At 59.1% G+C, this 26,820-nt stretch carries 17 protein-coding genes, 1 tRNA gene and 1 pseudogene; 3 read left to right on the top strand and 16 right to left on the bottom strand.

From position 1 onward, the window contains the following. Positions 1–181 precede the first annotated feature (181 nt). Together FAZ69_RS00510 and FAZ69_RS00505 are read left to right on the top strand one after the other, a co-directional pair. The gene (locus tag FAZ69_RS00510; protein ID WP_136892002.1) at positions 182–1,576 is read left to right on the top strand and encodes a cytochrome ubiquinol oxidase subunit I; all 1,395 of its coding nucleotides are present in this window, start codon (positions 182–184) and stop codon (positions 1,574–1,576) included. 37 nt (positions 1,577–1,613) lie between these two features. Beyond that, a complete protein-coding gene (locus FAZ69_RS00505; RefSeq protein ID WP_136892001.1) occupies positions 1,614–2,600 on the top strand; it encodes a cytochrome d ubiquinol oxidase subunit II in 987 nt (328 codons plus the stop codon). A 301-nt stretch (positions 2,601–2,901) separates the two neighbouring features. On the opposite strand, the gene FAZ69_RS00500 is transcribed toward FAZ69_RS00505, so the two are convergent. The 3 genes from FAZ69_RS00500 to FAZ69_RS00490 form a co-directional block, all read right to left on the bottom strand. Then, complete coding sequence (locus FAZ69_RS00500) at positions 2,902–4,239, bottom strand: Zn-dependent hydrolase (protein ID WP_136892000.1); 1,338 nt, start codon at positions 4,237–4,239, stop codon at positions 2,902–2,904. A gap of 67 nt (positions 4,240–4,306) precedes the next feature. Continuing rightward, on the bottom strand, positions 4,307–5,470 hold the full coding sequence (locus tag FAZ69_RS00495) for a M20 aminoacylase family protein (protein WP_136891999.1): 1,164 nt from the start codon (positions 5,468–5,470) through the stop codon (positions 4,307–4,309). A 34-nt stretch (positions 5,471–5,504) separates the two neighbouring features. Then, positions 5,505–6,734, bottom strand: coding sequence for a diaminopropionate ammonia-lyase (locus FAZ69_RS00490; RefSeq protein WP_136891998.1), 1,230 nt, complete (start codon positions 6,732–6,734; stop codon positions 5,505–5,507). Positions 6,735–6,914: 180 nt separating this feature from the next. On the opposite strand from FAZ69_RS00490, the gene FAZ69_RS00485 reads away from it, so the two are divergent. After that, entirely contained in the window at positions 6,915–7,391 is a 477-nt protein-coding gene (locus tag FAZ69_RS00485) for an Lrp/AsnC family transcriptional regulator (RefSeq protein WP_136891997.1), read from the top strand. A gap of 105 nt (positions 7,392–7,496) precedes the next feature. On the opposite strand, the gene FAZ69_RS00480 is transcribed toward FAZ69_RS00485, so the two are convergent. The 13 genes and pseudogenes from FAZ69_RS00480 to FAZ69_RS00415 all read right to left on the bottom strand — a co-directional run bounded on the left by FAZ69_RS00480 (position 7,497) and on the right by FAZ69_RS00415 (position 26,681). After that, complete coding sequence (locus FAZ69_RS00480) at positions 7,497–8,633, bottom strand: branched-chain amino acid ABC transporter substrate-binding protein (RefSeq protein ID WP_136892471.1); 1,137 nt, start codon at positions 8,631–8,633, stop codon at positions 7,497–7,499. Between the two features lie 447 nt (positions 8,634–9,080). Continuing rightward, positions 9,081–10,607 (bottom strand): GMC oxidoreductase, encoded by a 1,527-nt coding sequence (locus FAZ69_RS00475; protein WP_136891996.1) that lies wholly within the window; start codon positions 10,605–10,607, stop codon positions 9,081–9,083. Positions 10,608–10,736: 129 nt separating this feature from the next. Continuing rightward, positions 10,737–11,201 carry a Cu(I)-responsive transcriptional regulator gene (gene cueR / locus FAZ69_RS00470; RefSeq protein WP_136891995.1) on the bottom strand — a complete coding sequence of 155 codons (465 nt, stop codon included), beginning with the start codon at positions 11,199–11,201 and terminating at the stop codon, positions 10,737–10,739. Positions 11,202–11,203: 2 nt separating this feature from the next. After that, complete coding sequence (locus tag FAZ69_RS00465; protein WP_136891994.1) at positions 11,204–13,642, bottom strand: heavy metal translocating P-type ATPase; 2,439 nt, start codon at positions 13,640–13,642, stop codon at positions 11,204–11,206. 1,241 nt (positions 13,643–14,883) lie between these two features. Next, the gene (locus FAZ69_RS34295; protein ID WP_136891992.1) at positions 14,884–16,572 is read right to left on the bottom strand and encodes a methyl-accepting chemotaxis protein; all 1,689 of its coding nucleotides are present in this window, start codon (positions 16,570–16,572) and stop codon (positions 14,884–14,886) included. 539 nt (positions 16,573–17,111) lie between these two features. Continuing rightward, positions 17,112–17,713: pseudogene (locus tag FAZ69_RS00450) on the bottom strand (HAD-IC family P-type ATPase); the annotation flags it as partial. 612 nt (positions 17,714–18,325) lie between these two features. After that, complete coding sequence (locus tag FAZ69_RS00445) at positions 18,326–19,573, bottom strand: tyrosine-type recombinase/integrase (protein ID WP_136891991.1); 1,248 nt, start codon at positions 19,571–19,573, stop codon at positions 18,326–18,328. A 180-nt stretch (positions 19,574–19,753) separates the two neighbouring features. Continuing rightward, positions 19,754–19,829 (bottom strand) — tRNA-Ile (locus tag FAZ69_RS00440). 286 nt (positions 19,830–20,115) lie between these two features. Beyond that, on the bottom strand, positions 20,116–22,545 hold the full coding sequence (gene rpoD / locus FAZ69_RS00435) for an RNA polymerase sigma factor RpoD (protein ID WP_136891990.1): 2,430 nt from the start codon (positions 22,543–22,545) through the stop codon (positions 20,116–20,118). A gap of 78 nt (positions 22,546–22,623) precedes the next feature. After that, positions 22,624–24,504 (bottom strand): DNA primase, encoded by a 1,881-nt coding sequence (dnaG, locus tag FAZ69_RS00430; RefSeq protein WP_136891989.1) that lies wholly within the window; start codon positions 24,502–24,504, stop codon positions 22,624–22,626. A gap of 117 nt (positions 24,505–24,621) precedes the next feature. Then, the gene (locus FAZ69_RS00425; RefSeq protein ID WP_136891988.1) at positions 24,622–25,068 is read right to left on the bottom strand and encodes a GatB/YqeY domain-containing protein; all 447 of its coding nucleotides are present in this window, start codon (positions 25,066–25,068) and stop codon (positions 24,622–24,624) included. 112 nt (positions 25,069–25,180) lie between these two features. After that, positions 25,181–25,393 (bottom strand): 30S ribosomal protein S21, encoded by a 213-nt coding sequence (rpsU, locus tag FAZ69_RS00420; RefSeq protein WP_136891987.1) that lies wholly within the window; start codon positions 25,391–25,393, stop codon positions 25,181–25,183. 70 nt (positions 25,394–25,463) lie between these two features. Further along, positions 25,464–26,681, bottom strand: coding sequence for a BaiN/RdsA family NAD(P)/FAD-dependent oxidoreductase (locus FAZ69_RS00415; protein ID WP_136891986.1), 1,218 nt, complete (start codon positions 26,679–26,681; stop codon positions 25,464–25,466). Positions 26,682–26,820 lie beyond the last annotated feature (139 nt).

Raw genomic sequence — 26,820 nt, 5'->3', positions numbered from 1 at the left:
CGATCGGCCCGCCTGCAGCGAGCGGCATATATACCCACCTCCTTTTGGCGATGCCATCCTCTTGGTCCAGCCGTGACGACGACGAAGTCAGAGAAGACATTGCGCTCGTAAGTTCAGTGTTGGTTCCTTCCGGCCATGCACTGTCGGTCGTGGACCTGCGCCTATTTCATCAGGGAAAGATATGTTCTTAGATGCCCTACAAGCAGCACGCGGCCAGTTCGCGATGACAGCAGTGTTTCACATTCTTTGGCCGATACTCACAATCAGCCTTTCTGCATTTCTGTTCGTGGTTGAGATCCTATGGATTCGAACTCGCGAGGTCGTTTGGTACCAGCATCTGCGCTTCTGGAGCAGGCTCCTGCTGCTGAACTTCGCAGTCGGTGTCGTGAGTGGAATCCCGATGGAATTCCAGTTCGGGACTAACTGGGGACCTTTTTCGATTTATGCGGGCGAATTTTTTGGCAACATTCTTGGCTTCGAGGGGGCAATGGCCTTCATGCTCGAAGCTGGATTTGTCGGCATCATGATGTTCGGGTGGGGACGTGTGCCAAAGGGCGTGCACTTGTTTGCAACTGGAATGGTTGCCCTAGGCTCCACGCTCTCCGCCTTCTGGATCATGGTCGCCAATTCGTGGATGCAGACTCCAGCAGGTGTCGCGCTTGTCGACGGCAAATTAGTTGTCTTTGACTACGTGAAGGCCATTTTCAACGCCGATATGGTCTGGGCCGTGTCCCACATGTGGTTCGCCGCAATCGAGACGGGGCTTGTTGTTGTCGCCGGCATTTCTGCGTGGTACATGCTGCGCCGCCGTCACCCCGAGTTCTTTGTGCGTTCGTTCAAACTTGCGCTTGTGCTGCTGGCATTCGTTGCTCCGGTGCAGATCTGGCTTGGTGATTCAAGTGGTGTGGACGTATTCGAAACGCAGCCCGCGAAAGGGGCGGCCATCGAAGGTCACTGGCACACGAACGAGCCCGGCACGGGGGCATCATGGTCATTGCTTGCATGGCCGGATCAAGCCAAGCAGGATAACGATTGGTCGGTTGAAATCCCTGGATTACTGAGCCTGCTTGGTACTCATAGCCTGCACGGTCAGGTCAAGGGCCTAGCGGACACTCCGGTAGCTGACCAGCCACCCATGCTCCCATTGCTCTATTACGCGTTTCGCGTGATGGCCGGCATCGGCTTCCTGTTTCTGGTGCTTGCGCTTTGGACCGTATATGCGTTGCGCAAGGCACTCCACAAGCTCGACGAGCTGCTCTCTCGCCGCTGCCTGCTCACCGCCTGGGTGCTTGCAATTCCGCTTCCATACCTTGCCGTCGAGTGTGGCTGGATCGTGCGCGAGGTCGGGCGGCAGCCGTGGGTGGTTTATGGCCTGCTGCGTACACGGGACGCCGTGTCAGCTATTCCGGCCTCCACCGTCAGCGCGAGCACTGCAATGTTCGCCATTTTCTACACGGTGCTGATCACGTCGTTCGGTGTGTTCGCATGGCGTCTTCTTAAACGCGGCCCGGACCTGGCCCTACTGCCACCTGTCGAGCAGGAGCGCCATGTCGCTCATTCGGCAATCGAATACTGATGACTTTTCTTCCTGATTCCCCCATGCAGGTATCTAAATGAATCCGCTTTCCGCACAGGATATGCTGAGCCAGGCTTGGTTCGCGCTTATTGGGCTGATGCTCGCTCTATATGTCGTTACCGACGGCTTCGATCTCGGTGTCGGTATTCTCACGCTTTTCAGGTCCGCGGCCTCGGATCGTGAGCCGATGATCCAGTCGATCGGTCACGTATGGGATGCGAACGAGACGTGGCTCGTGGCATTGGCGGGCGCACTGTTCGGTGCATTTCCGCGTGCTTACGCGACGCTGCTCTCCGAGCTTTACATACCGGTGATGGCGATGCTCGCTGGTCTGATCATGCGAGGCGCGGCCATTGAGTTTCGTCACGCGGCCACGACGAGCAAGACGGTATGGGAGCGTGTGTTCGGCGTCGGCAGTCTGCTGGCAGCGACCAGCCAGGGGGTGATCCTCGGTAAGGTAATCACCGGCCTCTTGCCGGGGGCGCTGAGTCTCGGCTTTGTTGTCACGTCGGCGATAGGCGTGGTGTCCGGATATGCGTTGCTCGGCGCCACCTGGTTGGTGAAAAAGACCGTCGGCAGAGTGCAGACTCGTGCCCGGCACGATGCCATCATCGCCGTGATCATCACGATTCTTGCAGCCGTCTTGTTGTCAATCGGCACGTTGGTGGCCAGTCCCGTGGCGGATGGCCGTTGGTCGCAACCGGGTGTGTTCCATTTGCTTGTCACGTTGAGCGTCATTGCGGCACTCGCGTTTTGCTCGATCCTGTATTCGCTTCGAGCGAAGCATGACTATCAACCCTTTGTGGCATCCATTGTCATGTTCCTCGCGTCATTCGCGGGACTTGCCCTCAGTGTGTTTCCAGATATTGTGCCGGGGCGCCTCTCCATCGCCGAGACCGCATCCAGCGGCCCGACATTGGTGTTCATGATGATCGGAATCGGTTTCGCGTTCCCAATTATGGTTGGCTATAACCTGTATCAGTATTACTCGTTCCGCGGCAAGGTTGTACCTATTGAGCACTAAGCCGCGTGCGGAAGTCGGGTGCGTATCACTTTCATCGACAGATTCTCGATGATCGGGAAGTTGATTTCAACGCTGAATTCTTCCCCGAAGTTCTGCGCTTACGCCAAGTGCGAGTCGATCGACAGACCAAGCGGTTCTGTGTTCAACGCGCCAGATTCTGCAGTCGCCGTGGGCGACTACCGGAAGCGGTTGATCCTTGGCGAACACCATCTGAACGGGAGCTGATGAGGCGGAAACCGCCGTACAGGCGGCAGACAGGAACAGGGGCGGGACGGCCGTTGCATGTAGGGTTGCTGCCCGATCAGATCTGGGCGTGCGTGTCGTCCTCGCCTTCGATCAGGCGGGCACAGACTGTCGCCGGGAATGAAGGATCGTCGGAGATCTCCGTAATACGCCGGAGCACAACATCCAGTAGAAGGTTCGCCCCATCGATGAGTTGATCGTCGTCTGTGTGTTCGCGCGGATTGTGGCTGATCCCGCCACGGCTCGGCACGAATATCATCGCGGCCGGAGCGATGCGCGCGATCATCTGAGCATCGTGGCCGGCGCCAGAAGTCATCCGGCGATGCGTGAAGCCGAACCGCTTGGCGGATGCTTCGATTGCGTCAACAAGCCCGGAATCGAATACGACGGGTTCGAAACGCGCGAGGCGCTCTGTGGTGATCGCGACGCCTTCCTTCTCGGCCGCCTGCGTCAAGAATTCCGCGAGGTGCCGTTCCGCCTCCTGCAGGCGCTGTTCATTTGGATCGCGAAGATCGACCGAGAACACGGCCTTGCGCGGAATAACGTTGATAACATTCGGCTCCATTCGCAACATGCCAATGGTTGCCAGCGTCATGCCTGTTGCTGCCGCAAGCTCGCGCAGGAACGTTGCAACTGTGGCGGCAACCCAACCCGCGTCGTGACGCAATTGCATGGGTGTCGTTCCCGCGTGATTGGCATTTCCCTGCACCGTGATCTGCTGCCACGAGATGCCTTGGAGATTCTCGACCACGCCAATACGGACATTTTCCGCTTCAAGAATCGGCCCCTGCTCGATATGGAGTTCGAGATATTCGTGGGGGATGATCGCGCCAGGCTCCAGTTCGCCGGCATACCCGATGCGGCCGAGTTCATCGCCCAGACGAGTGCCATCGACACCGATCGTGTTCAGCGCCGTATCGACGGGTAACCCGCCCGCATAGACGAGCGATCCCATCATATCTGGCTGGTAGCGAATCCCCTCCTCGTTCGTGAACGCGGCAACCGTGATCGATCGCTGCGGTATGACACCCGCCCGCCGGAACGCACGTACCACGGCAAGCGCCGCCAGCACACCATAACAGCCATCCAGCGCACCGGCATTCGTTACCGTATCGATGTGCGAGCCCATCATCAACGGACGCTGACTGCCGCCGTCGGACGCCGAACGCAGCGTACCGAACACGTTGCCGATTCGATCGATTTGCACATCGAGATCCAGTTCACGCATCCACTTGACGACGAGATCGCGCCCCGCTCGCTCCTCGTCAGACAGTGCGATGCGTGTGCGGCCTCCCGCTTCGACGTCGACGCCGATTTCCCCGAGTTCGCGCAACTGGTCAATCATGAGCGCCGCGTCCAGTTGCAGCGGTGTTATCGGGTCGTGAGAAGTATTCATTTGCTTTCTCGATGCTTGAGATAAAGGTCCGCTGACAAAGGGCGGTGGCACTGCAAATGCCGTCGTCTCAGTCAGCCGGCAAGGTGAGACGAGCGAGCTCCGCGAAATATTTCGCGCCGGTAAGCAAGATCTCGTCGTTGAAATCGTAGGTCGCATTGTGGAGGGGCACACCACCTTTGTCGTTCGCGACGCCATTCCCGATGAAGATGAAGTTGCCCGGTACGACCTGAAGAAATGCACCGAAGTCTTCCGAAATCATCATCGGCTGAACATTCGCATCGACATTCTGGGCGCCCACGACATAAGCGGCAGCGGCAACGGCGGCCTCGACGTACTGCGGCGTGTTCACCGTCGGTGCGAATTCGTGCGTGTATTCGAACTCGCATTCCACACCATGCATCCGGCAGATTCCCTCGCTCACCTCGCGCATACGGGTCTCCAGAAGCTGCTGGACTTCCGGCGAATAGCTGCGCGTATCGCCCTTGATGGTCACATTGGAAGGGATCACATTGCGCAATCCATCAGTGATGATCTCCGTGCAGGAGATCACGGCCGGCAGGCTGGGATCGAGGTTGCGTGAGATGATCGTCTGCAGTGCGAGCACGATCTGCGATGCGATCACGATTGGATCGACGCCCATGTGCGGACGGGCGGCATGCGTGCCTCGAGCCTTGATGCGAATGACGAAATTGTCTTCACTCGCCATGATGCCGCCTGGCCGCGTCGAAAAACTGCCAGCCGGCATGCCCGGCATGTTGTGTGCGCCAAAGATCGCATCCACCGGAAAGCGTTCGAACAAGCCGTCCTTCATCATCGCCTTCGCGCCACGGCCGTGCTCCTCCGCTGGCTGGAAAATGAATCGGACCGTGCCGTTGAAATTGCGTTGCTCGGCAAGCAGGCGGGCCGCCCCGAGAATCATCGCCATATGTCCATCGTGGCCACAGGCATGCATTTTCCCCGGACTGCAGGACGCATATGGCCGTCCGGGCGCGCGTTCGGCAATATTCAGCGCGTCCATATCGGCTCGCAGCCCGATCGCCCGGGTTCCTTCGCCGATCTTCAAGTTTGCGACAAGCCCGGTCCCGCCGATACCGCGATGGACCTCCATCCCGAGCGTCTTCAGAATGTTCGCTATGTAGTCCGATGTCCGGACCTCCTCGAATCCCGTTTCCGGATCCTGATGGAGCCGGTGACGCCAACTCGTCAATTGCTCTTGCAGTGAGCGTTCCATGGTGCACTCCTCGCCGTTTGTCGTTTTACGTTGCCTATTGAACGACACGCTGTTTCCATGCGCCTTGGCGGGCAATGACCGCCTCAGCGGATTCGCCCACCAGGTGTCGGTAGACGGAGGGCGCAGTCGCCCCTTCGGTGTTGATCACGAGCACGTGCGAATCCGGCCCTAACCCGGTGGCATGCGCTAGCTCAAAGCTTTTCATCACTGCTGTGAGGCCCGCATATCCCGCGGCGCCCGACTCGCCCACTACCAGCGGTGCGTCCCGATCCGAGCCCTTCGCGAGCGAGCACATCGCCGCAATAGCATCCTCGTCGTCGATCGTCATGAAATAGTCGACGCACTGTTCGAGAATCTTCCACGCCAAAGGGGACGCCTCTCCACACGCGAGCCCGGCCATGATCGAATCGACGGACCCCGTAGCCTTCGAGGCGCGCCCTGCGATCGCGCTCTGGTATAGGCAATCGGCCTGTTGCGGCTCGACCACGATGAACTTCGGCCGTTCGGCACCGTAGTGCTCCCATAGATAGCTTGCGACGCCGGCAGCCAAGCCGCCAACCCCGCCTTGCAGAAACACATGTGTGAAAGCCGGGCGAGAATGTTCCTCGTTCAGTTGTGCGAGCACTTCTGCCGGGATGACGCCGTAGCCTTGCATGACGTCGCGGGGAATAGTTTCGTACCCTTCGTACGAGGTGTCCGAAACGACATGCCAGCCGTTCTTCGCAGCTAGCCGGGCAGCATACTGGACGGACTCGTCGTAGTTGCCGTTGATGCGAACGATCTCCGCGCCATACTCAGCGATGGCCTCTTCGCGCTCGATGCTCACATTCGCATGAAGCACGATCACGCAATAGCACCCGATAGCCCGGGCCGCTGCCGCCAAGGACTTCCCGTGGTTCCCATCGGTCGCGCTGATGACCGTCAGATTCGGCAGCATCTGCGCGTATTGCCCCGTGACCAGTGCTTTCGGGTCGATGCCGTGTGCGTGCCACTGACGCATGATGAGACGCATCAACGCGATGGGCGCCCCGAGTGCCTTGAAGCTTCCAAGCGGTGACCGGAAGGACTCATCCTTGAGGCTCAATTGAGCGACGCCCAACCTCGCCGCAGCATCCGGCAGGTCCCACAACGGCGTCGCGGACCGGCTGATCTGGTCCCAGCTAGATAGCCAGGCGCCGCTTTCGTGCGCCGACTTGATGTTGAGGATGCCTCGCAATTCCTCTGGATAGGATGCACGGCAAGATCGAGGGTTGGCGATCAGCATGTCGATGTTGCTCCCGTTAGGCGGACGGATACCCGTCCGCAGATTCAATCCATTGAACGAATCGCTTGTCTCAGCAATCCTTGTCGAGCAAAATAATATTGCGCGATCGCATCAATTTGATCCCTGATTTCGCGGTCAATCTGCAAAAAAATATCTTTCTGGCGGGAGTTTGCGATAACCATGCATCCGGAACTAGATAGCTTCGATCGGAAGCTCCTGGCAGAAGTCCAACGCGATGCCCACACCCCTCAAAACGAACTGGGTGTGCGCGTCAATCTATCCACGGCCGCAGTGAATCGACGGCTGCGCCGGATGGCGGAACTTGGCGTCATTGACCGCTACGCTGCGATCGTCGCACCTGAGAAAGTTGGTTATAGCCTGACGATCATCACCATGGTTGAGGTGGAAAGCGAGCAGATCGATCAACTCGACGCAATGAAACGCACCTTTGCGCAGTGCCCCCTGGTTCAGCAGTGTTACTACCTTGCCGGGGAGTGGGACTTTGCACTCGTCCTGACGGTGAAGGATATGGATCAGTACAACGAGCTCACGCGCCAGCTCTTCTTTTCGAACAACAACGTGAAGCGCTTCAAGACGCTAGTCAGCATGGACCGCGTCAAGGTCGGCCTGGGTGTGCCGGTCGACCTCGACGAATGACAATGTTGTGTGTGGGAAGCGAGACGGCTTCAAGTCTGGCCGACTGCTCACGCAGTGCCGCGCTCGAGACATGACGACGACATTCGCACGAAGCCGCTGTCTGCGCTACCGGACAACCGTCTTGTCCTTCCAGACGCCCTGACCATACTGCCGAACAGTAATCGCCCCGTTGCGGATATCGCCCTTCTCGTCAAACCTGATCGACCCCGTTACGCCGTCCACGCTGACGGCCTGGAGCTTGGGCAGGTAGATCTTCGGGTCCGTCGAGTCCGCGGACTGCATGGCGGCTGCCATCGCCATCACAGCATCGTAGGCATAGGGCGCGTAAAGCTGGACCTCCGCGCCAAACCGCTGCTGAAAGCGCTTGAAGAACGCCGGACCCTGCGGCATATCCGCAGGCGGAACGCCCGCCAGCGTGCAGTAAGTGTTGTTGTTCATCGAAGAGCCGGCAAGGCTGATGAACTGAGGCGTGCATGACTCGTCGCCTGCGATGAACGTGGCGGTCAGGCCCAGTCTTCGCATCTGCTGGACAAACGCCGCGGCTTGCGTATCGCCGCCCGTGAACGCGATGGCGTCCGGTTGACGGCTCTTGATGGTCGTCAGAACGGCTTTCCAGTCAGTCGTCTTGTCGGTGCCGAATTCGCGCGCGACAACGGTTCCGCCGGCTGCCTTGACGGCCTTGTCGATCTGGTCGGCGAGGCCTTGGCCATAGGCGGTGCGGTCATCGACGATTGCTACCTTGCGGGCTTTGAGGTCATGCACCAGATAGGTACCGATGACCGAGCCCTGCCTTACGTCATTGGCAACCATTCGAAAGACGTTCTTGAATCCCTGCTCCGTCAGCAACGGATTCGTTGCCGACTCGGTGATCATCGGAATGCCTGCGTCCGAATAAATCTTTGACGCCGGAATGGATGTTCCTGAATTCGCGTGTCCGACAACTCCCGCCACATGGTCGTCGACCAACTTCTGCGCCATAGTGACTGCCGTCCGTGGGTCCGCGGCATCGTCCTGTGAATCCAGAACGAATGTGACGGACTGTCCACCAATGCGGAGCGTCTTGCTGTTCAAATCCTCGATGGCGAGCCGCACACCATTTTCGTCATCCTTACCGATATGGGCCAGTTCGCCCGTTAGCGGAGAGATCTGCCCAATTTTTACCGTGAGATCTGCGTGAGCCGCGAGGGGCTGCATCGCGAGCGTCAGGAACGAGAAGCCTACCAATAGTCGAGAAATTTGCATGGCGGTACGCACGATGAGTTGGCTGGAAATCCGGGGCGGAAAACTCCCCCAGGCAAGGCCTTGCAAATTGCGCAAGCCTGACAACATCGTATTCGCACGCGACTGTAGACAATATCGGTAATGCAGGACTGGCTGCAAAAACCGGTCGAAAAATGAACGATTTGCGATAGTTTTTATCGAGACGGTACCGAGCGATGTCTATAGCTGCGTAGCCGCAAACCCGGCGCGTTCGATTCGTTATCGCCGGGCGCAGTCTTGTGCTGGCTACCCCGTTCTAATAGAACGTCATGTCTGACGCCCAGCATAAGGCTGCATCGGTCACGGTGCGATGATGGCCGCAACCTGGCTTTACAGACAGACTAAGCTTCACTGAAGCAGACTAGACTTCCATTTGTTATACGAAATAAATCTTCTGCACACCATGGCGGCCTCTTTCTTAGGTCGCCCTCACGGGCGGACACCATGGCAACCCAGTGATTCCAGTAGCCTGTCGGCGACATTAGCGGACCATGCAGCTATCGAGAGACTCGGTGGCGCTCCGGGAGACTCCGGGAGCGCGGAGGCGTCTGCCACGTATAACCCAGGATTATCAAAGATCTCTCCATTTGCACCGATCACACCATTCAGATTCGACGTACTCAAACAGGCACCCCCGATTGGCTGAACCGTCACGGGAGCAGCAAGGGAATACACCTTTGTATGAGTTGCCGTTTCGATATTTTTTATTTCCTCGGCGATTTCCATGTAAACACTGTTCTCATTTTTCCTGTATCGCACCTTGAACTTACCGTGCTCCATTGTCATGGATCCATTGCTACCATCACCACCAAAGGCAACCATGCACGAGTTTTTACGTAACCACCTCTTTATCAGCATTGGAATCGGTATGTCGTCCAAGCCCTGGATACTTGCACGAAGCATCAGGGCAGACTTGCTCGTCGAGTTTCGCGATCTGAAAGGCCCACAAAGCGGCGTCCCAGCAGTAAGATCTCTCGAACTATTTTCTTTCCAAAATCCAAAATAACCTCCATTCGTGCCAAACCGAAAACCCAACCGCGGCATTCCATCCAATCCATGCTCAACGTCTCGGCTTCTCAATAGCAAACGAACCGTATTCAAACCGCCTGCAGCCAAGACAACGTGTTCCGCACGCACACGTTCATCCTGCCCGCTTCGATGGTTGCGATAATGAACCTCATATCGCATTTTATCCCCACCTTCCTTTCTCAATTTGTGAATTGATTTCACTTCGCACAAGTCGCGAACAATTAAGCCATGTTGCATTGCTGGCCAAATGCAAGTGAAATCCAGAGTCGTTTTGGCGCCGGACGGGGATCCCAAGAAGCTATTATTCCGCATGTCGCACTCCCATCTTTCAACCCCATACCGATCCACCACTTTTACAGCCTGACCAGGCTTTTCAGGAAGTAAAATTCCAACAGGCGAATTCCTCAGCCCTGCATTCGATAGTTCACCGTTGTAGTTGGTTTGATCAAGGCCGTTTGGAACCATGTCATGATGCGATACGGGCCGCGCATTGAGCAGTGCTAGGATTTCGTCATAATATTTATCCATGTGCTTTTGAGAAATTTCCGGATGGCGGCCATCCCAGTAATTTGGACTGAATGGCCTACCCAGCACAGCGGCATATATATGGCTACCTCCCCCTACATTTGAAGAGCAAATCACATTTACACCATCGCCGAGATATGCCTCTACAAATCCTTTTTTATTGAGGACCATCTCGCCTTTAAAAAAATGGGATCTGACGGATCGCAAGCCATAAGTAAAAGCTTTTCGCCCTTGCGGGAGAGGCGCCACATCCTCAATTCCCACAGATCGAATTGGAACTGTATCTCTCCACGGGCCGCGCTCCAGCATCACTACATCCCGCCCCGCTTCCGAAAGGCGCTTCGCCGCAACGGAGCCGCCAAAACCACTTCCTATTACCAAAATCTCCACTTGTTCTTTCATGGCCACACCTATCTCTCATGATTCTGGACATGCGCTCGAACCAACCCCGGTTCCGCCATTAGGCGCGCACACAAAAATTCTTGCCCGCCATCATCGTCCGCAGTCGCTCCGATTCATGAAGACCCTGGACTAACGGTCGAACTGTCGGCGCTTGGCCGCACCCATTTTTTGGGGGGCGTGCGTGGTGGCACGGCTTCGCACGGCCGCTTCCGATGCGAGCGATTCGATGATTGGGCAGTCGGGCCGATCATCGCCATTGCAACAGTGCACTAGCGATTCAAGCGCACCTCTCATCTCCTGGAGTTCCTTGAGTTTTTCGTCTAGCTCCGCGATGTGCGCCTGGGCAAGTGCCTTGACCTGCCGGCTGGAGCGACCGCGGTTTTGCCACAGGTCAAGCAGTTCGCCGATCTGCTCCAGCGAGAAACCAAGGTCCCGGCTGTGGCGGATAAATAGCAGCCTACCCACGTCTTTGTCGTTGTATTGCCGATAGCCAGTGCTCGTGCGGCTCGCAGGCGGCAGCAGCCCGACGCCTTCATAGTGTCGAATCATTTTCGCTGAGACTCCAGAAGCTGAAGCTGCTTCGCCGATGTTCATGGTCAAGATCCTTGAATCGGGCGTGCTGCGCTAGCGCTGATCGCCGCGCCCCGCCAGCGGCGCAGCATCAGCGCATTGGTGACAACGCTCACGCTGCTGAAGGCCATGGCCGCGCCAGCGATGACCGGGCTCAGCATGCCCAAGGCTGCAAGTGGAATGCCCAGTACGTTGTATGCAAATGCCCAGAACAGGCCCTGTTTGATTTTCGCGTACGTACGACGCGAGACGTCGAACGAATCCGCCACAAGGCGTGGATCGCCACGCATCAGTGTGATGCCCGCCGCCTCCATCGCGACATCTGTGCCCGTCGACATCGACAGGCCAACGTCCGCCGCCACCAGGGAGGGCGCATCGTTCAATCCGTCGCCGACCATCGCCACGACGTTGCCCTCGTTGCGCAGTTCCTGCACGATGGCTGCCTTGTCGCCCGGGAGCAACTCCGCGCGGACTTCGTCGATGCCGAGCGCCCGTGCCACGGCATGGGCGCTGCCTTGATTGTCGCCCGTCAGCATCACCGTCCGGATGCCCAGCTCGTGCAGCCTCTCGATGGCGGCGTAGGAAGCGGGCTTGACTGTGTCGCCAAAGGCCAGAAGTCCCAGCACGCGAGCCTGATTTTCGTTCCGTTCCAGTAGCCAGGAGATGGTTCTCCCCTCGGCCTCGAGCTGCTCGGCCATAGTCAGCAGCACGCCCGGGTCCGCCCCCGCCTCGTTCATCAACCGCGTACTGCCGAGCAGAAGGTGCCGGCCGCGCACGATGGCCTGCACTCCGCGGCCAGGCAACGCCAGCGCCTCCTGCGCCGGCGGCACAGCAAGGCGTTGATTCCCGACCCTCTCCATCACCGCATGCGCGAGCGGATGGTCACTGGTTTTCTGCAGCGCAGCTGCAAGCTGCAGGAGGTCATGCCGATCGCCACCGTCGGCCACTTCGATCGCGACGAGCAACGGTTTGCCTTCGGTCAGCGTGCCCGTCTTGTCGAAGGCCACGACAGTGACCAAGTGCGCCACTTCGAGCGCTTCGGCATCCTTGATCAGGATGCCCTGGCGTGCGGCAACGCCGGTGCCGGCCATGATCGCCGTTGGCGTGGCGAGTCCCAGCGCGCACGGGCAGGCAATGACGAGCACCGCCACCGCACTGATCACGGCCTGCTCCCCGTCGCCGCTGTACAGAAGCCAGCCACCGAAGGTCAACAGTGCAACGGCGAGGACTGCGGGGACGAAGATGGCGCTCACCCGGTCAACGATGCGCTGGATAGGAGCCTTCGCCGCCTGCGCCGACTCCACCATGCGGATGATCCTAGCGAGCGTTGTCTCGGCACCGATGGCCATCGTGCGGATCCCCAGCAGACCTTCCTCGTTGACCGAGCCGCCGGTCACCTTGTTGCCCTCTGCCTTGGCCACCGGCAGACTTTCGCCGGTGATGAGCGACTCGTTGACGTGACTACGGCCGTCGATGACTTCGCCATCCACCGGAATCCGCTCTCCAGGACGAACGACTACGATGTCTCCCACCACGACCTGTTCGACAGGTGTAGACACTTCGACGTTGTCCACCAAGACTCGTGCGATAGTTGGCCGTAGGGCATTTAGCGCGCGGATTGCATCGGCGGTCTGCCGCTTGGCACGGGATTCGAGCCATTTGCCGAGCAATACCAGTGTGATGACTGCTGCCGATGCCTCGAAATACATACGCGGCATACCGCGACCGTCGTACTTCCACAACAGGTAAGCCGAAAGCCCGTACGCCGCACTCGTGCCCAGCGCGACCAGTAGGTCCATATTGCCGCTCCGGGCCTTCACCGCCTTCCAGCCGGCGCGGTAGAAACGCGCGCCAAGCCAGAACTGCACCGGCGTCGCCAGCGCCAGTTGCACCCACCCGTCCAACTCCCACTCGACACCGAACAACCGCAGCAGCATCGGCAGCACCAACGGAAGCGTCAGCAAGGTGCCGACGAACACCGGCCACCATTGCGGAAGGCTCGTCGCTGCCGGTGCGGTGGACGTTGCCCCGGCCGCACCGGCAGCGTAACCGGCTTTGTCGATGGCCGCTGCCAGCACCGCGAACGACACACCGGCAAGTACCGTGACCGTAACCTTTTCGGTCGCCAAGTTCACCGATGCTCCCGACACGCCGGGAACTTTCAGCAGCGCCTTTTCCACCCGGCCCACGCACGACGCACAGGTCATCCCTTTGATCTCAAGCTCGATCTGGTGGGAGCGGACTTCATAGCCGGCCTTGCGGACAGCGTCGGCAAGCGCTTCGGCACCCACGCCAGCGGACGTTCGGACGCTGGCTTCCTCAGTCGCGAGGTTCACTACTGTGCTTTCTACGCCTGGCAGCGCCTGTAGCGCCTTCTCAACGCGCAGGGCGCAGGTCGCACAGGTCATGCCTTCGATGGGGAGCTTGAACTCTAGGGGTACCGTCGGTGCAAAGGTCGTGCTCATGGGGATATCTGTTCAGTTGGTCTTCTGATACGCCAATAGCTTGATCCTTGCCATCGTGGGAACGTCAAGCGGATCACGACGTAAATCCCGATCGCGTTATGCACGTCCAAGAGGACTATCGACGTTTCCACGATGGGAAGACTGATCGTCCCTGCGTGTCATCGACAATCCAGCGGAAGATATTCAGGATTGCATTCGAACTTAAAGACACGACCTGCGGGCACTGTGCCAACTCGATTACCAAAGCGCTGAAGCTCGCGGACAATCGTGCCGAGTTCACCATCGACCATGGCTAACGCAGATATTGAACTTTGGCTTGATTCTTATATGCATCGATTCCGTCGACAAACGAGATAAAGTTTCCTCTACTGAAAGAAAAGCTTTCACGTGGCGCCAGCAGTGGCGCGATTTCGCCGACAAGCTCGAGCGTGCGACGGTTCAAGGAAGCAAATCTCATTGCCTGTAGCTGCAGCAACGCGTGACCTGATCAGATGGTTGGGTCGTCTCTTCCTTGACTCGCACTGGTGTGTAACCGGCATCCGCAATTGCTTCCAGAAGCTCTTTCGAATCCGCGTTACTCGACTCGATCATTACTAGGCGCGTAGGTGGTGACTCGTGGCCGACATCTTCCGGTGGACCAGGTCTGCATGCGCTGAATGGTGGAACCCCGTCGGGGATATATGACGGCGGTGATTTACGGAACGGTACCGGCTTTTGCGAACCGGTTATGCCCCGCACCACGATCGACGAGGCAGAAAATCAGTGACGAACTATGGGTAACACTCGATGCGTTGATTCTGGCATTTATATCATCGCCTAAGCCGGAATCCAGTAGACTGCGGCCGATCGCTTCCATTCGCCAGCTACGGATCAATCCCGTGGCGGCGCCGGCGCAGCAACTCGCGCAAAGTCCACAACGTGTTCCTCCAGCAGGTCCCGCACATATGCTTTTCCAGATTCGGGCATCGCCCTTGCATCTGGATGATCCGGAGGTAACAGCCATCGGTCCAGCGCGCGGACCGTAACACATAAGCGTGCCCCGAGCTGCTCTTGCGTCAGTTCGAATTCGTCCATCATCCGCATTAACAGTTGTTGCTGCGTAAGTGAACAGTCAGTTGCACGGTCCGATTGCATCTGAACGCTCCTGATCTTTAAAAGTCTTACATTGCATGGCATTACCGACCTACTATCAAAACTGCCTTTCCGAGGCCGGAGGGTCATAAACTTTGCTCAATATGTGGCTATCGAGCGATGGCAGAGCGTGATCGGTCCGTGGTGAAGTCAGTCGGCTGAATGACTTTGCTTAACGCCAAGGCGGCAACGCGTGACCTGCCTTGCGGAATGATCGTGCGCGCTTCGGCAGAGCCTGGGTCCGCCACCTTGAACACCGACACGGCGTCTTTGAGCTTGATCGCCTGCTCTTCGAGCGACTGAGCCGCGGCGGCAGCCTGCTCGACCAGCGCCGCGTTCTTCTGCGTCACCTCATCCATCTGGATGACCGCTTGGCTGACCTGCTCGACGCCGCGGCTCTGCTCCTCCGAAGCCGCCGCGATCTCGCCGACGATGTCCGAAACCTGCTTGATCGCATGCTTCACCTCGCCGATCGTTGCGCCCACACTGCCTGCATGTTTCACACCGTCCTGAATCAACGACACGGAGGTACCAATCAATTCCTTGATCTCCCTCGCCGCTTCAGCCGAGCGTTGCGCCAGGCTGCGCACTTCGCTCGCCACCACCGCGAAGCCGCGCCCGTGTTCGCCCGCGCGCGCCGCTTCCACTGCGGCGTTCAGAGCCAGAATGTTTGTCTGAAACGCGATGCTTTCGATGACACCCGTGATTTCCGCAATCTTTGTCGAGCTCTTGTTGATTCTCTCGATCATGCCGACCAAACCCTGAACCGCATCGTTGTTGGTATTCGCCATAGACGTCGCGCGCGTAGCGAGCGCGCTCGCCTGCCGCGCGTTATCGGCGTTCTGCTTCACCGTTTCGGTCAACTGTGACATGCTGGCCGCCGTTTCTTCGAGAGACGCTGCCTGCTCTTCAGTGCGTGCCGATAGGTCGGTGTTGCCGCTCGCGATTTCGCTCGCCGCAATCGCGACACTTTCGGTTGTTTCCCTAACGTCGCCCGTCATTCGCGTCAAACTATTCGCCATACTTAGCATCGCGGATAGCAAGCTTTTCATATCCCCGGATCGCACAGGAACGGGACGGGTAAGGTCGCCAGCAGCGATCGCATGGGCGATCTCTGCAGCTACATCCGGTTCACCGCCCAGCTGACTGCGGATTCTGCGGATGGTCAACGCCGCCGCAGTAGCCGCAACTGTAAGTAAAACGACTGCTGCCATGGTTATTGTCCACAGGGTCCGCTGGTATGCCTCTTCGGTTTCGGCCACTGCTTGGTCGATCAGTTGGGTCTGATAGTGGGTCACCTGGTTCAGGGCCGCAAAGAAGTTGCGCTGATCCCTGCGAACGTCTGTGAAAAGCAGCGTGACCGCTTCATCCCTTCGACCGTCCTTCACCAAGCCGAACAGTCTGTAAATGCCGGCTGCGTAGGGCTTTCTGGCCTCGATCGCAGCCCGGAACAAAGCGCGGCCTTCGTCCGACTCCCTGCCCGCATTCATAGCGGTATTTAAACGATTGAAATTCTCGGTCACGCGATCACGCGAGGCTTCAAACACACTCAGTTCCCTGGCCGCGTCCTTGTCCGGCGCCAGTAGTACATTGCGAAATGCAGTCGACGCCTCGTTGGCTTCATCCTGAACGGCTTTGACCAACAGAATTTTCGGCACACGATCCTTGGTCAAAATATCCATCTCTGCCTTGAGAGAGGAGAGTCTGAAGAGGGATAAAGCGATGCTGGCTACCAAACCCAAACCCAGGATGATGAAAGCACCACCCAGCTGTTGGGCAACCGTCAGTTTTTTGGGCATGTCCTCGCTCTAAAAATTAAAAAAGGGAGACAGCATGGGCGCTCACCTCCCATAGGTTCACACTCGGGAACCCCGAAAAACAGAAAGACTAGGCATGATCGATTTCCGAGGTTAGTCCACGGAAAAATATTTAATGCACGAGATGCGGCGAGATGGATAATCGCAATTAAGTTTCAAATAACGGCTCCATTAAATATCAAGAGTCTTTTCTTACCCCCCGTCGTCAAACTCCGCAGCATTGGAGCGATTCCAACAACCTGTCGGCAACGTTGGCGGACGGCTCATCGTTCAGTCCGTCACCGACCATCGCGAACTGAAGGGGAAAGAAACTATCCGTCCATCTCGAGATTCGATGGGCCTGTTGCCGACCACAGCTCACAGATACAGTCGGACTTAGCCATTGACTACATTCTTCGGCGATTTCCCGCGTGCGGCAAACGAGATAAAATATCAAAATTGAAAAGAAAATCTTTATCGCTACGAGATCTCCGATTCAAGGCCGCTTCGCCGATCTTCGCGATCAGGCTACTTGGATCGAGCTAACGTCGGTCGCCGCGCCAGCGGCGAAGTGCAGCGCGTTGGTGACGACGCTCACGCTGCTGAATGCCATGGCCGCACCAGCGATGACCGGGTTCAGCATGCCCAAGGCCGCGAGCGAAATACCCAGCACGTTGTACGCAAACGCCCAGAACAAGCCTGGTTTGATTTTCGAGTACGTGTGACGGGAGACGTCGAACGAATCCGCCACAAGGCGTGGATCGCCACGCATCAGTGTGATGCCCGCCGCCTCCATCGCGACATCTGTGCCCGTCGACATCGACAGGCCAACGTCCGCCGCCAGGGAGGGCGCATCGTTCAATCCGTCGCCGACCATCGCCACGATTTGGCCTTGCTTGCGCAGCTCCTGCACGGCGGCAGCCTTGTCACCCGGCAACAATTCTGCGCGAACTTCATCGAGGCCAAGCTCGCGCGCCACGGCATTGGCACTGCCCTGGTCGTCGCCCGTCAGCATCACTGTCCGGATGCACAGCTCGCGCAGCCGCGCGACGGTGGCGTACGATGTGGGCTTGACCATGTCGCCAAGGGCCAACAGCCCCAGCACACGAGCCCGGTTACCCCTGAGGTAGAAGGAAAGCTGGCGCTGACTGGAGAAGAAGCCACAGTCGACGATGCCACTTGGCGATCCACGTTGACTCGTGGAAATTCAAATCGCTCTGCATTACGAATTAAATAAGTTCCAGTGACGCGATCTTCTCAGCGCATGACTGTCTCGCACCGCGAGGAGATATATCCGAACGGGCTTGACACACTTATTGCCGTTGACTGCCTCAGCGAGTTGGTTCCGTTCAATACGGCCAACCCTGGAAGCTGCCGCGGCGCATCTCACGCGCGGCAGCCGCGAAAAGTCTCTCCTCGCTTGCCCACTGCTCGGCGGAGCTCTCGGGTGCTGCGCGTTGCGCGTGGGGCTGCCCGCCGCGCGGCTCGTGGTAGCCAACAGCACCCGAATATCGCGAAATGGGGTCGCCGTAGGGCATGACCGGGATCTCTCCTCCAGCGACCATTCCTTTTTGTTCCCACAAAAGCCATCGAACTTGTGGGGGCAAACGTGGGGGCAAAAATCAGCCGCAAATAAAAAGGACTTACGGCTTTCACCGCAAGTCCTTGAATTTCCTGGTCGGGGCGAGAGGATTTGAACCTCCGACCACCTGCACCCCATGCAAAAGTTTGCCTTTACGCCGGCGAAGGATGCGTCTCAAGTGCTTGCTGTTGCGAACGGCACGACCTTCGCTCCAGCCTTAAGCTGATCGAGGTAGTCAGCCCAACGCTGCATCATTTCGCGCCGCTCTCTGAGAAAGGTAGTGCGGTTATACGCTCGACCCAGAGGGTCTTTGATTGCATGTGCGAGCTGCGCTTCGATGATCTCTGACGGTATTGCGAGTTCCTCCGCCAAAATCGTCCGTGCCATCGCCCTGAAACCATGGCTAGTCATCATGTCGCGGTCGTATCCAAGGCGACGCAACGCGGCATTGATGGTGTTGTCCGACATAGGGCGGTCCTTGGCGCGCACGCTAGGAAAGACAAACCGAACCTTGCCGCTGCCTGTAAGCGGCTGCAATTCGCGCAGAATGGATACTGCCTGGCGCGGTAAAGGAACGATATGTGCGCCGCCACTCACCTTACCCCGCTTGGTGCGCTTCATGCGCTCGGCGGGTATTTCCCAAATCGCGTGATCTAGATTGAACTCGGACCATTCAGCGCCCCGCATCTCGCCAGGGCGTTGGAATAGCAGCGGCGCAAGCCGCAGCGCGCAGGAAACCGGTAGAGTCCCCGCGTAACCATCAATGGCACGCAGTAGTTCCCCAACATCGCTGGGATCGGTAATGGCCGCAAAATGCTGTACCTGAGCCGGTGGAAGAGCTCCACGCAAGTCAGCGGCAATGTCGCGAACCGCCCGCCCCGTTGCGACACCGTAGCGCATCACTTGACCAATGATTCCACGGAGCCGATGCGCCGTTTCCAGCGCGCCGCGCTTTTCGACCCGACGCAGTACATCCAATACCTCAGGAGGCGTCAAATCGGCAATTGGCCGACCGCCAATCCACGGAAAAACATCTGCCTGCAGCCTTGCGAGGTTACGCATTGCATGTCCTTGCGACCACCCAGGCTCGTGCTTGGCGTACCACTCCCGAGCAATTGCTTCGAACGAGTTTTCGGCATTCAGCCGAGCAACGCGTTTCTCAGCCCTCCTAACCTCTCCAGGATCTACCCCAGCTGCGACAAGCGAGCGTGCTTTATCTCGCCGCTCGCGGGCTTCTTTGAGGCTGACAGCGGGATAGACGCCCAGGGAGAGGCGCTTTTCCTTGTCAGCATATTTGTATTTGAACCGCCACCACTTGCCCCCGCTTGGGGCAATCTCGAGATACAAGCCGCCACCGTCGTACAGCCGAACCGGCTTCGCCGCCGGCTTAGCGTTCTTGATTGTAGTGTTGGTCAATGGCATGGCCCCTACTCCGCTTTTGGGGCAACTGACAGTCAGTACTCAGGAGTTGCCCCGAGAGTTGCCCTAAAATTCGACCGGATTTCGGTGGAGCACCGCAGCGTTCCATGGAAGAAGGAATAGCATAAACCCTTGAAAAATAAAGGGTTCACGGAAATCGACGGAACGCAACGGAGGAGGAGATGGTGGGCCCGGTGGGTTTCGAACCCACGACCAATCGATTATGAGTCGACTGCTCTAACCCCTGAGCTACAGGCCCTATAAAAAACGCACTGCGTTGCATGTGACTCGAGTAATGCTCTGCGTGGGGTCGGAGTAAGTGCTGAAGCACTAACTCCGACCGGCACGCTAAAGCGCTAACTCTGGTCGACAGCTTTGCATGGGACCAGAGTAAGCACTAAAGCGCTAACTCTGGTCGACACAAAAAAAGACCCGGTGTTTGAGGCCGGGTCCGGCACTACGATTGACCACATGATTCGATCCGATGCGAAGCTTAGCTTAAAACGCGCAAGCCGTGCGCCGAATCACTCCGCATGCCGCCTAGATCAGTTCCCTTCCAGGAACGACTTCAGCTTGTCGGAACGGCTCGGGTGGCGCAACTTCCTCAGCGCCTTCGCTTCGATCTGGCGAATCCGCTCACGCGTCACGTCGAACTGCTTGCCGACTTCTTCGAGCGTGTGATCGGTGCTCATCTCAATGCCGAAGCGCATACGCAGCACCTTCGCTTCACGCGGCGTCAGCGAATCCAGCACATCCTTAACGACGTCGCGCATGCTTGCATGCAACGCGGCATCGGATGGCGCGACCGTGTTCGTATCTTCGATGAAGTCGCCCAAATGGGAATCGTCGTCGTCACCGATCGGCGTTTCCATCGAGATCGGCTCCTTCGCGATCTTCATGATCTTGCGGATCTTGTCTTCCGGCATCTCCATCTTCTCGGCGAGCGTGGCCGGATCCGGCTCGAGACCGGTTTCCTGCAGGATCTGCCGCGAGATGCGGTTCATCTTATTGATCGTTTCGATCATGTGAACCGGGATGCGAATCGTGCGCGCCTGGTCCGCAATCGAACGCGTGATGGCCTGGCGAATCCACCACGTCGCGTAGGTCGAGAACTTGTAGCCACGGCGATATTCGAACTTGTCCACAGCCTTCATCAGGCCGATGTTGCCTTCCTGGATCAGGTCGAGGAACTGCAGGCCGCGGTTCGTGTACTTCTTCGCGATCGAGATCACGAGACGCAGGTTCGCCTCGGTCATTTCACGCTTCGCTTGACGCGCCTTCAGTTCACCCGCCGCCATCTGGCGGTTGGTTTCCTTGAGGTCCTTGAGCGGCAGCACGACGCGCGCCTGCAGATCGAGCAGGCGCTGCTGCTGTTCGCGGATCGCCGGGATGTTGCGCGACAGGATCGCGCTGTACGAGTGATTCTCGGCGACGATCTTGTCGGCCCAGTCGAGATCGGTCTCGTTGCCCGGGAAGCGCGCGATGAATTCGGCGCGCGGCATGCCGCACTTGTCGACCACCGTATGCAGGATCTGGCGCTCGACCTGGCGCACTTCGTCGACCTGCGCGCGCAGCGTGTCGCACAGGCGCTCGACGGTACGCGCGGTAAAGCGGATCGACATCAGCTCTTCCTGGATCGTTTCCTGCGCCTTCAGGTAGGACTTCGACTTGTAGCCTTCCTTCTCGAACGCGCGGCGCATCTTGTCGAACCACTCGCTGATGATCGCGAACTTCTCGAGCGACGTGCGCTTCAAGGCTTCGAGCTGAGCGGCGTTGGCCGTCGCTTGCGCGCTGCCGTCGTCCTCTTCCTCTTCTTCCTCTTCTTCCTCTTCGGCTGCCTCGTCTTCGTTCTCGATCGCCTCGGCTTCCTGCGCCGAGAAGCCATCGGTATCTTCGGCGTTCGGATCGATCAGGCCGTCGACGAGCTCATCGACGCGGATTTCCTCGTTCGCGACGCGCTCGGCCATCGCGAGAATGTCGGCAATGGTCGTCGGGCATGCGGAGATGGCCATCACCATGTGCTTCAGGCCGTCTTCGATGCGCTTGGCGATTTCGATTTCGCCTTCGCGCGTCAGCAGCTCGACCGTGCCCATTTCGCGCATGTACATGCGGACCGGGTCCGTCGTGCGGCCGAATTCGGAATCGACCGTGGACAGCGCGACTTCTGCTTCTTCTTCGACTTCATCGTCCGACGACGCGGCGGGCGCGTTGTCGTTCAGGAGCAGCGTTTCGGCGTCGGGGGCTTGCTCGTAGACCGCCACGCCCATGTCGTTGAACGTGCTGATGATGCCTTCGATGGCCTCGGTTTCAGCGAAGTTGTCGGGAAGGTGGTCGTTGATTTCAGCGTAGGTGAGGAACCCGCGCTCCTTGCCGAGCTTGATGAGCGCGCGCAGCTTCGAGCGGCGCTCTTCGAGTTCCTCGGCCGTGCCCGGCTGCGTCGATGCAAAAGCGTCCTTCAGGAGCGCTTTTTCCTTCGCGCGGCGATCGCGTGCCTTGGCCTTTTCGCCTTTGCCCGAAGCGACCTGTTGCTCTTCCGCTTGGGTTGCGTCGTCATCGACGGATACTTCGTTCAGCTTTTTCGTCATGGAGTTCGCCGTACCGGCTATAGTCTCGACTCGCGGCTGCTGGACTTCAGCCGGTTGAACCGTGGATTCTGGAGTGTCGCTGGCTGCCGAATCGTCCGGCATGGCAGCCGCGCCCCTTACGCTTTTCAAACTCGCCCGCCTCGCGGAGGGCTTGACCTCCGGCTTGGGAGCCGTCCTCGTTGCTTTGGCTGCCTTGGCCACCGTTGCGGGAGCCGCTCGCGCTGCCGGCGCGGTCGAGGACTTCTTCGTCGCAGGGCTCGCTGCGCTGGCTACTGGCGTTCTCCTGGCGGAATTAGCTGACTTGGCCTGTGTGACCTTCGTGGTCGGCTCCATTGAGCCTTTGCCTGTCGCTTTCTTTCCGCCCGCAGTTCCGCCTGTCGTCTTTGCCATCGCGAATCTCGCCTTTGCTTAGAAAACAAACCGCTGAAAACCTTTTATTATAGCACGTCGGTTCCAGCCCTTCCCGAGTCATAACCCGAGCCGACGTTTCATGTCGGCTCGCCTCTGGTTCAAATCCGCAAACTCCGCAATCTCTTCGGGGGTGAACTTCGACTGCCGAGACAGGCGCTCGAGCCGCTCGCAGCAAGCGTCGTAGCGCATCTTGAGAATTGCCGCCTGAAACTCTTCCCCGGCGATGTCTTCGCGCTCGCGGTGCGCCTCGAGGACGGTCTCGTCTTCCGGGTTTTGCAGCAACAGGTCTCGCACGTTTTCATCATAGACCAGAATTTCCCGAAAGATTTCTTCGAAAGTCGGCGCATTGGCCGACTCGCGAAGCAGGTCCGACAGGAGCCGGAACTCGGCCGCATCGCCCAGTGCGCGGGCGTGCGCGATCACCTCCTCGAACAGCTCGGCATTGCGCGCGCTCGTCAACAGCGCTTGTTCGCTTTCCTCATCGAGTGCGGCAACGATCCGCGGATGCATCACCAGATTGCGCAGCGCGCGCTCCTCGCTGCCGGTCACGCGGCGCCGCTCGCTCTTGGCGGGCGCCTTGCGCGCCGGCGCGGCGATCCGCGCATCGACTTCGCACAGCGCCGCCACTTCGTCGAACGGAATATCGAGGCGGTCCGCGAACATGTGCATGATCTGCGCGCGCAGCGCGTTCGCCGGCAGCGCCTGCAGCAGCGGCTTCGCATCGAAAAGCGCCTTGGCGCGGCCTTCCGGCGTATCGAGCTCCTTGCCCGCCAGTACCTCGTTCAACATGAATTGCGACAGCGGCATAGCGTGCTCGACCTGCTCCGAGAACGCGTCGGCGCCGAACTCGCGCACGTAGCTGTCCGGATCGTGCTCCGCGGGCAGGAACAGGAAGCGGATCGTGCGGTTGTCCGCGGCATGCGGCAGGCAGGCGTCCATCGCGCGGCGCGCGGCGCGCCGGCCGGCAGCGTCGCCGTCGAAACTGAAGATGACCGTATCTGTCTGGCGCAGCAATTTCTGTACATGAATCGGCGTGCACGCGGTGCCGAGCGTTGCCACGGCGTTCGGGAAGCCGAGCTGCGCGAGCGCCACGACGTCCATGTAGCCCTCGACCACCAGCACGTAATGCGACTCGCGAATCGCAAGACGCGCCTCGAAAAGCCCATACAGCTCGCTGCCTTTGTTAAATAGCGGCGTTTCCGGCGAATTCAAATATTTCGGCTCGCCGCCGTCGAGCACGCGACCGCCGAAGCCGATCACCTGCCCCTTCACGTTGCGGATCGGGAACATGATCCGCTCGCGGAACCGGTCGTAACGGCGCGCCACGCCCTGCGCGTCGGTCTTTTCGCTGACGATAACGAGTCCCGACTCGACGAGCGATTCGTCACGATAGTCGGGAAAGACAGCTTCGAGGTTCTGCCAGCCATCGGGCGCATAACCGAGACCGAAACGCGCAGCGATCTCGCCCGTGAGCCCGCGTTTTTTCAGGTACTGGATCGCATTCGGCGCGCCTCGCAACTGCTTGCGGTAGTAGTCGCAGGCGTGATGCATGACGTCGGAGAGCGCAGTCGCCACAGCTTTCGACACTGCAGGCGCGTACCCTTCCCCGCCCCCACCAAACTTTCCGCCACCGCGCAAAGGCGACGGCTCTTGCGGCACGGTCAGCCCCACCGATTGCGCCAGCTCGTTCACGGCCTCGGGAAACGTGAGCCCCGCGTGCTCCATCAGAAAGCCGATCGCAGTGCCGTGCGCGCCGCAACCGAAGCAGTGGTAAAACTGCTTAGTCGGGCTAACCGTGAACGAGGGGCTCTTCTCGTTGTGAAACGGACAAAGCCCCATGAAATTCGCACCGCCCTTCTTCAGCTGGACGTACCGGCCGACCACGTCGACGATATCGACGCGGTTCAGCAGATCCTGCAGGAACGAATGCGGAATCACGGTAGGTTTGCGAACGGTGAAAGGACGGGCTTCGCGGCCCCCTCTGCTGGCGGGCCGCCGAGGTATGCCGAAACAACGAAATGACGAATTCGTGACTAACGAAGCTCCGTCGCCGGGTTATTTCGCGAGCGCCGCCTTGACGAGCGCGGACACGGCCGTCATGTCGGCACGGCCTGCGAGCTTGCCCTTCAGGACGCCCATCACCTTGCCCATATCCTGCGGGCCGGCTGCGCCCGTCTGCACGATCGCCGCCTGCACTTCGGCCGAGATTTCGGCCTCGGACAACTGCTCCGGCATATAGGCCGACAGCACCGCCAGCTCCGCGCTCTCCTGGCTGACGAGGTCGGACCGGCCCGCCGCCTCGAACTGGGCGATCGAATCCTTGCGTTGCTTGATCATCTTGTCGATCACGGCGGTTATCGCCGCGTCGTCAAGCGTCGTCCGCTCGTCGACTTCACGTTGCTTGATCGCGGCGAGCAGCAGTCGGATCGTGCCGAGACGCTCGGTCTCGCGCGCCTTCATGGCTGCTTTCATATCGTCGTTGATGCGATCCTTAAGACTCATCTTTCACCTGGATGCGTTGGGGGTTGTCACGGCGCCCGGCGGCGCGCAGGCAAGAACACAAAAACCCGCTTGGGATTTTTCCTCAAGCGGGTTTGCGCGGCGCAAAACGAAATCAGTAGAGCTTCTTCGGCAGCATCTGGCTGCGCAGGCGCTTGAAATGGCGCTTCACGGCAGCCGCCTTCTTACGCTTACGCTCAGCCGTAGGCTTTTCGTAAAATTCGCGCGCGCGAAGTTCGGTCAAAAGGCCGTTCTTTTCGATCGTGCGCTTGAAGCGGCGCATCGCGACTTCAAAGGGCTCGTTTTCTTTTACGCGGATGATCGTCATTTTTCAATAACGGGAATTTTCCAAAGGTTGGGGAGTATAGCAGACCTTTCTCATATGTATACGAGCGTTGTCAAGCGCTCCGTACGAACTCGGCAGCCGCCCGCCCAGCCGCGACGCCCGAAGCCCAGGCCCACTGGAAGTTGTAGCCGCCAAGCCAGCCGGTCACGTCGACAGCCTCGCCGATGAAGTACAGGCCCGGCACGCGCTCGCTCATCATCGTCGACGACGACAGTTCGCGGGTATCGACCCCGCCCCTGGTGACTTCGGCCTTTTTGTAGCCCTCGGTGCCGTTCGGGGTGAGCTTCCAGCTCGAAAGCGCCTCACCGATGCGGCGCAGCGTCTTGTCCGGCAGATCGGCCAAGCGCGCTTCGAGGGGCACGCCATGCGTGGCAAGCCAAACGTGCGCCAAGCGCGCCGGCACCCATTCGGCCAGCAAACTGCCGATCTGGCGCTTGGTGGCGGTCTTCGCCTCCAGAAGATCGGCCATCGTGTCGCGCTCCGGCAGCAAGTCGACGGTAATTGGCTCGCCCGGCTTCCAATAGCTCGAAATCTGCAGCACGCCGGGCCCCGACAGGCCGCGATGGGTGAGCAGCAAATCCTCGACGAACTCACCACCAGTCTTTTTCTGGCCCGTCGCCACGCCAACTTCGAGCGAGATTCCGGACAGTCCCGAGAACGGCGTCCATTCGTCAGCCGAAAAGGTCAGCGGGACGAGCGCGGGACGCGTGTCCACGAGCTTGTGGCCGAATTGCTTCGCGAGACGGTAGGCGAAATCCGTGGCGCCGATCTTCGGGATCGACAGGCCGCCCGTCGCTACGATCAGCGCGCGCGCGCCAAGCGGCCCTGCGTTCGTGTCGAGCTCGAAGCCGTCGGCGTCTTGATGGCGCACGGCTTCGACCGCGACCGGACGGCGCCAAGCGATGCGGCCGGCGTCGCACTCGGCCTTGAGCATGTCGATGACCGATTCGCTCGAATGGTCGCAGAACAACTGGCCGCGGTGCTTCTCGTGCCACGCCACGCGGTGTTGCTTGAGCAGGGCCAGGAAATCGCGCGGCGTGTAGCGCGCGAGTGCCGAGCGGCAGAAATGCGGGTTGGCCGACAGGTAGTTCGCCGGACCCGCTTGCAGATTCGTGAAGTTGCAGCGCCCGCCGCCCGAAATGCGGATTTTCTCAGCGAGCCGCGGAGAGTGGTCGATCAGCACGACCCGCCGCCCGAGCTGTCCGGCGACCGCCGCGCACATCATGCCGGCTGCGCCGGCGCCAATCACCGCAATGTCGAAAGTTTCCATGATGCGCGTTAATGACGAGCTTTACAGAAGCCAGGAGTGCGGCCAGTTCGATCAACCGGGCGCAACTCCAAACGCGCAATTCTATCTTCTACGCCGCGCCATCGGCTCGGCATGGAACGCACCCTAGGCGGTGGCGGCT

This window comes from Trinickia terrae, assembly GCF_005144415.1.
GTDB lineage: Bacteria > Pseudomonadota > Gammaproteobacteria > Burkholderiales > Burkholderiaceae > Trinickia_A > Trinickia_A terrae.
This window is presented reverse-complemented; position numbering and strand designations above follow the sequence as displayed.